General features: G+C 37.5%; 5 protein-coding genes. 3 read left to right on the forward strand and 2 right to left on the reverse strand.

All coding sequences use genetic code 11. The features are described from left to right. Positions 1-8 precede the first annotated feature (8 nt). Positions 9-1316, forward strand: a complete 1308-nt coding sequence (locus BW946_RS16015; protein WP_076597122.1) for a DEAD/DEAH box helicase — start codon at positions 9-11, stop codon at positions 1314-1316. A gap of 85 nt (positions 1317-1401) precedes the next feature. Here the strand turns inward: BW946_RS16015 and BW946_RS16020 are convergent, their stop codons facing one another. Then, positions 1402-2295, reverse strand: coding sequence for an SMP-30/gluconolactonase/LRE family protein (locus tag BW946_RS16020; RefSeq protein ID WP_076597123.1), 894 nt, complete (start codon positions 2293-2295; stop codon positions 1402-1404). A 252-nt stretch (positions 2296-2547) separates the two neighbouring features. On the opposite strand from BW946_RS16020, the gene ccoG reads away from it, so the two are divergent. Then, entirely contained in the window at positions 2548-3990 is a 1443-nt protein-coding gene (ccoG, locus tag BW946_RS16025; RefSeq protein WP_076597124.1) for a cytochrome c oxidase accessory protein CcoG, read from the forward strand. Between the two features lie 166 nt (positions 3991-4156). Here the strand turns inward: ccoG and BW946_RS16030 are convergent, their stop codons facing one another. Then, a complete protein-coding gene (locus tag BW946_RS16030) occupies positions 4157-5038 on the reverse strand; it encodes an AraC family transcriptional regulator (protein ID WP_076597125.1) in 882 nt (293 codons plus the stop codon). A gap of 209 nt (positions 5039-5247) precedes the next feature. Here BW946_RS16030 and BW946_RS16035 point away from each other — a divergent pair, with 209 nt between their 5' ends. Next, positions 5248-5592: a MerR family transcriptional regulator gene (locus BW946_RS16035; protein WP_076597126.1), complete on the forward strand. Its 345-nt coding sequence runs from the start codon at positions 5248-5250 to the stop codon at positions 5590-5592. Positions 5593-6000: the final 408 nt, after the last annotated feature.

The raw sequence follows: 6000 nt of genomic DNA on the forward strand, positions 1-6000 counted from the left end.
TTTGCAGCATGGAATTACAGCCGATCTATCAAAAACTGCAGATTCAGGATATGAATCAAATGCAGAAATCTACTTATAAAGCCTCTGAAAACAATACAGACATTGTTTTACTCTCTCCTACGGGATCCGGAAAAACGCTAGCCTTTTTATTTCCTGTTCTCAGGAATCTGAAAAAAAATGTTCAGGGTGTTCAGGCATTGATATTGGTTCCGGCCCGGGAACTTGCCTTACAGATTGAGCAGGTTTTTAAATCCATGGGGACAGATTTTAAAGTTTCTGTCTGCTATGGAGGGCATGACAAAAAAATTGAGGTTAATAATCTGATTGAAGCTCCTGCTGTATTGATTGGAACTCCGGGAAGAGTTGTTTACCACTTAAGAAATAACAATTTTGATCCGAAAACGATTAAAACGTTGGTTCTTGATGAATTCGACAAAGCTCTGGAACTGGGTTTTCATGATGATATGGAATTCATTTCCAATTCTCTAAAGGGACTTTCTCAAAGAATTTTAACATCTGCCACAGCTATGGATGAAATTCCGGCTTTTACAGGCTTAAAAGATGAAAAAGTAATCAGCTTCCTTAAAGAAAATGATATAAAACCAGACCTGCAGCTGAGAAAAGTGATGACTATTCCTGAGGAGAAACTGGATACGCTTTTCAATCTGGTTTGTAAAATCGGAAATAAAAGAACTTTGATCTTCTGCAACCACCGTGATGCTGTAGACCGTATTTCTGAACTTCTTCACCAGATGGGAATCGACAGAGAAACTTTCCATGGCGGGATGGAACAGGATGAAAGAGAGCGTGCATTGCTGAAATTCCGTAATGATTCTGCGAGAATCCTTATTACTACAGATCTCGCGGCCCGCGGACTTGATATTCCTGAGGTAGAATCTATTGTTCATTACCAGCTTCCTCCAAAAGAAGATGCCTTCATCCACAGAAACGGGCGTACCGCAAGAATGAACGCCAAAGGTTTTGTTTACCTGATCATGACTGAAGAGGAAAATTTCCCGTTCATTAAAAATGATACTCCTGAAGAAAGTGTTGCCGGATTTACCAGAGTTCCGCAAAAAACACCTTTCCAGACTGTTTACATCAGTGCAGGAAAAAAAGACAAAGTGAATAAAGTAGACATTGTAGGATATTTGCTAAAGAAGGGAGAGCTTCAGAAAGAAGATGTAGGAATTATTGAAGTAAAGGACACTACATCCTATGTTGCCGTTGCCAGAAATAAAGTAAATGCTCTTTTAAGAAAACTTCAGAATGAAAAACTGAAAGGTAAGAAAGTGAAAATGGAGATTGCTTATTAGACTTTCCCCTAAATTGTCATTGCGAACGAAGTGAAGCAATCTCATCTGTAATAAAAAGAGGTTGCTTCGTCGCTATGGCATAAAACTATTTAATCCCCCTCACCCTTGTAGGGAAAGTATATACAGATTTTGAGGCAGTAATGAACAGAATATCATTGTTTTTTCCTCCAAAAGCCACGTTGGATGTCCATTTCTCAGGGATAGAAATATGATAGATTTTCTTTCCCAAACGGCTGAAAACATGTACACCGTCTCCTGTCAGATAAAGATTTCCATGCTTATCCAGCTCCATTCCGTCTGAACCCATTTTACAGAACAGTTTTTTCTCAGACAATTTTCCTTCTCCCAGTATATCATATACATAGGTTTGTCCGGCGTCAATATCAGAAATATATAATTTCTTTAATTTCTCACTTCCTACAATTCCATTGGGCTGTGTGAATGTATCCAGTTTGGTGACTTTTCCTGTCCTATCCCTGTAATAAAGGCTTTTATGCTGGATTTCCTGTTTAAAGCCTATCCAGTAGTCTCTTTCATACAAAGGGTCTGTAAAATACATTCCTCCAAATTCATCATTCCATACATCATTGGGACCGTTCAGTCTTTTCCCTTCAAAACCTTTTAGCAGAATTTCTACTTTTTTATCTTTGGATATCTTCCAGATCTCTCCCTGATCGTCTGAACAGGTAATCAAATATCCATCTTTATCAAAGTGAGTTCCGTTGGCCCTTCCTGTTTTATTTAAAAACTCTATCACCTTATTGCTTTTCCAATCCCAATAATAAATCTTATCATTAGGCTGATCGGTGAAATAAACATTCCCTTCTTTATCTGCTGATGGTCCTTCTGTGAAACTGAACTTGTCGGAAACCCTTTCCGGCTGTACTCCTTCATAAAACATTTTACTATAATTTACTGATTGACAGTTTACCAATGCGAAAACCAAACCAATCATATTTATTTTAAAGATATTCTTCATACTTCATTTTTAATGCTGCAATTTACGATATGGGCCAAAAGTATCAAAATATTTTCCCATATTGATACAATAAAAACAACAGAGACAAAATGTCCTAATTATCCTATTTTGGAAGTAGATCATATTAGTAATAAAAAGATATAATCCGGAGCTTTGCAATAACAGAATCGATCATTTTTTCATAGAAACATCAATCTGAAAATAAGACCGGTCAGGATGAAAATTGTACCAAAATACTTTATAGCATAAACAATGAGCGCAGAGTCCAACAATATCAAGTCTTTGGAAATTGAAAATGAAGATTTCAGAAATTCCGTAGGAACCATGGATGAAACCGGGAAAAGAAAATGGATTTTCCCAAGAAAACCAAAAGGAAAGTATACCAACTACAGGAATTACACCAGCTATCTTCTTCTTGCTATTTTCTTTGGGCTGCCTTTTGTAAAGATCAATAATAATCCTTTTCTTCTCATTAACGTGATCGACAGAAAGTTTTTTATCCTTGGACAGCCCTTTTATCTGCAGGATTTTTTTATCCTAGCTTTAGGCGCTGTAACTTCTGTTATTTTTGTGATGTTGTTTACGGTCGTTTTCGGAAGAATATTCTGTGGCTGGCTGTGTCCTCAGACTCTTTTTATGGAAATGGTTTTCCGCAAAATCGAATACTGGATTGAAGGTGACCGAAATAAGCAGATGAAGCTGGACAGACAGGAATGGGATGCAGAGAAAATACGAAAAAGACTGACGAAATGGTCTGTTTTCCTTTTAATTTCATTGGTTATTTCCCACTTTATGTTCATGTATATTGTAGGATACGAAGAGGTTTTCCGCATTATGAGTGAAGGACCTGAAGGCAACTCACTGAAGTTTATAGTTATGATCTTCTTTACGCTGGCGTTTTATTTTGTTTTCGCATGGCTTCGTGAGCAGGTTTGTACGCTGGTTTGTCCTTACGGAAGACTGCAAGGAGTATTGATTGATAAGCAGACCATCAATGTATATTATGATTTTAAAAGAGGTGAAGGCCGCGCAAAATGGAGAAATAACGAAGACAGAAAAGCGGCAGGAAAAGGAGATTGTATAGACTGTAACCAATGCGTTGTGGTATGCCCTACAGGGATTGATATCAGAAACGGACAGCAGCTGGAATGTGTGAACTGTACAGCCTGCATCGATGCCTGTGATGAAATCATGGAGAAAGTTGGTTTACCTAAAGGGCTGGTACGTTATGCCACAGAAGCTGAGATTGAAAACCAGGATAAATTCCGCTTTACGCCAAGAATGAAAGCAACAACCGTTATCCTTGCGTTGTTAATTGGATTCCTGGGATTTTTAATGTACGACCGTGGTTCTATGGAAGCCAAATTCATCAAACCGGCAGGTTCTACATTCTTTGTTAAAAACGGTAAAATCACCAACACTTTTATTTATACCCTTCTGAATAAATCCAACGAGAAAAAGACCCTTACCATTAAAGTGATCACGCCCACGAATGCAGAAATAACCTACTTCGGTTCTGAAAAAATCATATTGAAAGGGGATCAGATCCTGAAAGGAAACATCAACATTTCCTTTCCTGAAGACGAAATTAAATTCTCAAAACAAAACATGGTTATCGGAGTATTTGATGAAAAAGGACAGCTGGTAGATTCGTTTGAAACTACTTTTGAAGGACCGTTTAAGTTGGCTCTTTAGGCTGCAGGTGATAGGTGATAGGTTGCAGGGATTAGAAAAGGTAGTTGATATTTCCCTAATTCCCCTCCGCTGGAGGGGTGGCGAAAATTCAAAGAATTTTTGACGGGGTGGTTTTCAACAGTCTCTCTCCCAAACTTTAAACCTTACACTTTAAATTTTACACTCATTAAGCCTTATATTTCCTCATAAACTGCGTAGGAGTCATTCCGGAACTTTTCCGGAATACTCTTACAAAGTAGGAATATTCTTCATATCCTAAACGAAAAGCAATTTCTACGAGGCTTTCATCCAGATACATGAGCATTCTTTTGGCTTCCAGTACTACTCTTTCTGTAATTATATCAGTAGCCGTTTTCTGAACAACAGTTTGCACAATCCTGTTCAGATGTTTGGATGAGATACCTAATAAAGAAGCATAATAGGTAATGGATTTATGTTTTGTGAAGTTTTGTTCAATCAGATTTTCAAAATCCTGATAATGTTTAAAATAAGAAAGTCCTGCAGCAGAATCCATTGTATCAAAGTCCCTTGAAAACAACCTGGCAGCATTGATGAAAATCTGAGACATCAATGATAAAATCAGACCTTCTTTCATGATACTTTTAGTCTGATGTTCTTCCCCCAATTCCTGAAATAAGCTAATATTTTTCTTAAGCTCACCAGCATCCAACTGCAGTTTTCTCGGAAAAGATACAGACCCGAAAAAGGGAAAATTTCTGAGTTTCTGATTTACATAATGCATTTCATAAAACTCCTGGGAACAAAAGAAAATATACCCATCAATATCCTCCGAAAGCTCCCAGCTGTGAATCTGTCCCGGCGACAGAAAGAAAAGGCTGCCTTCCGAAACTTCATACCTTTGAAAATCTATTTCATGCCCCCCTGTTCCTTTGGTAAAAAGAACCGCAGCATAGAAATCATGTCTGTGAGGCTTTTCTATATGACGATGTCCCACCACCAAATGATTCTTCATTGTGTTAAAATAAAAATCTGAAGTATTTTTACCCGCCTGAAAAAGGTCAATATGAAGAACAGAAATCGGATTCATTTATATGTATATATCGTAAGCATTCACAAATTTAGACAAAAAAGAACCAGTTTATCATGATCCTTTATATCTGCGACAACAAACATTGTTTCTGAATGATAAATTTAACCCCATAAATACCTTTGAAACAAAGTATGACCGCACTTTTTACAATATATTTTGGATTAAACTTTAAAAAATTTTTATCTTTGAAGTTTAGGAGTTGTAAAATGAAAATAAATTTACCTGATAAACTGTATTATTCTATAGGAGAAGTTGCGAAAGCATTCGATGTAAACACTTCATTAATACGTTACTGGGAACAGGAATTCCCGATTATCAAGCCTAAAAAAAACAGAAAAGGAAACCGGTATTTCACTCCTGAAGACATCAAAAATCTTCAGATGATCTACCATCTGGTAAAAGAAAAAGGATACACGCTGGACGGTGCCCGCATCGCTCTGACCACCAACAGTAAAATTTCAGAAACCATCACTCTGATTGACCGCCTGGAGTTTGTAAAAGCTGAATTGATAAAGCTGAAAGAATCTCTAGGAGAAAGAGAGGAAGAATAAATGGTTTTATGTAAAATCTATCAGAAAATACAATCATCAGCCACTTTCATAAGATACGATCCCCCTTCATCAACTCCTTCTACCCCCTTGGATAAGGGGCTATACCCGGTTATATAAGGGACTGAAGGGCGTTCCATAACGGTCTCCAGCTGCTTGAGTAAAAGGCTGTAGGAAGTTATGAAAACGTTTGAGGCGGTTGTAAAATAGTTATACCTATTTGATAAAGTGCCCGGAGATACTTACCAAAGTGTGTGAAGGCATTTCTTAAATGGCTTCAGGCAGTTTACGAAATGGCTATAACCAATTAATGAGCAGCTGCAGACACTTTCTATAGTGGCCAAAAGCACTTCCGAAGCTGCTGAAGACAGTTGATACACCAGTTCCAGACACTTTAACAGGTATAACAGG

This window comes from Chryseobacterium sp. RU33C (genome assembly GCF_900156015.1).
GTDB lineage: Bacteria > Bacteroidota > Bacteroidia > Flavobacteriales > Weeksellaceae > Chryseobacterium > Chryseobacterium candidae.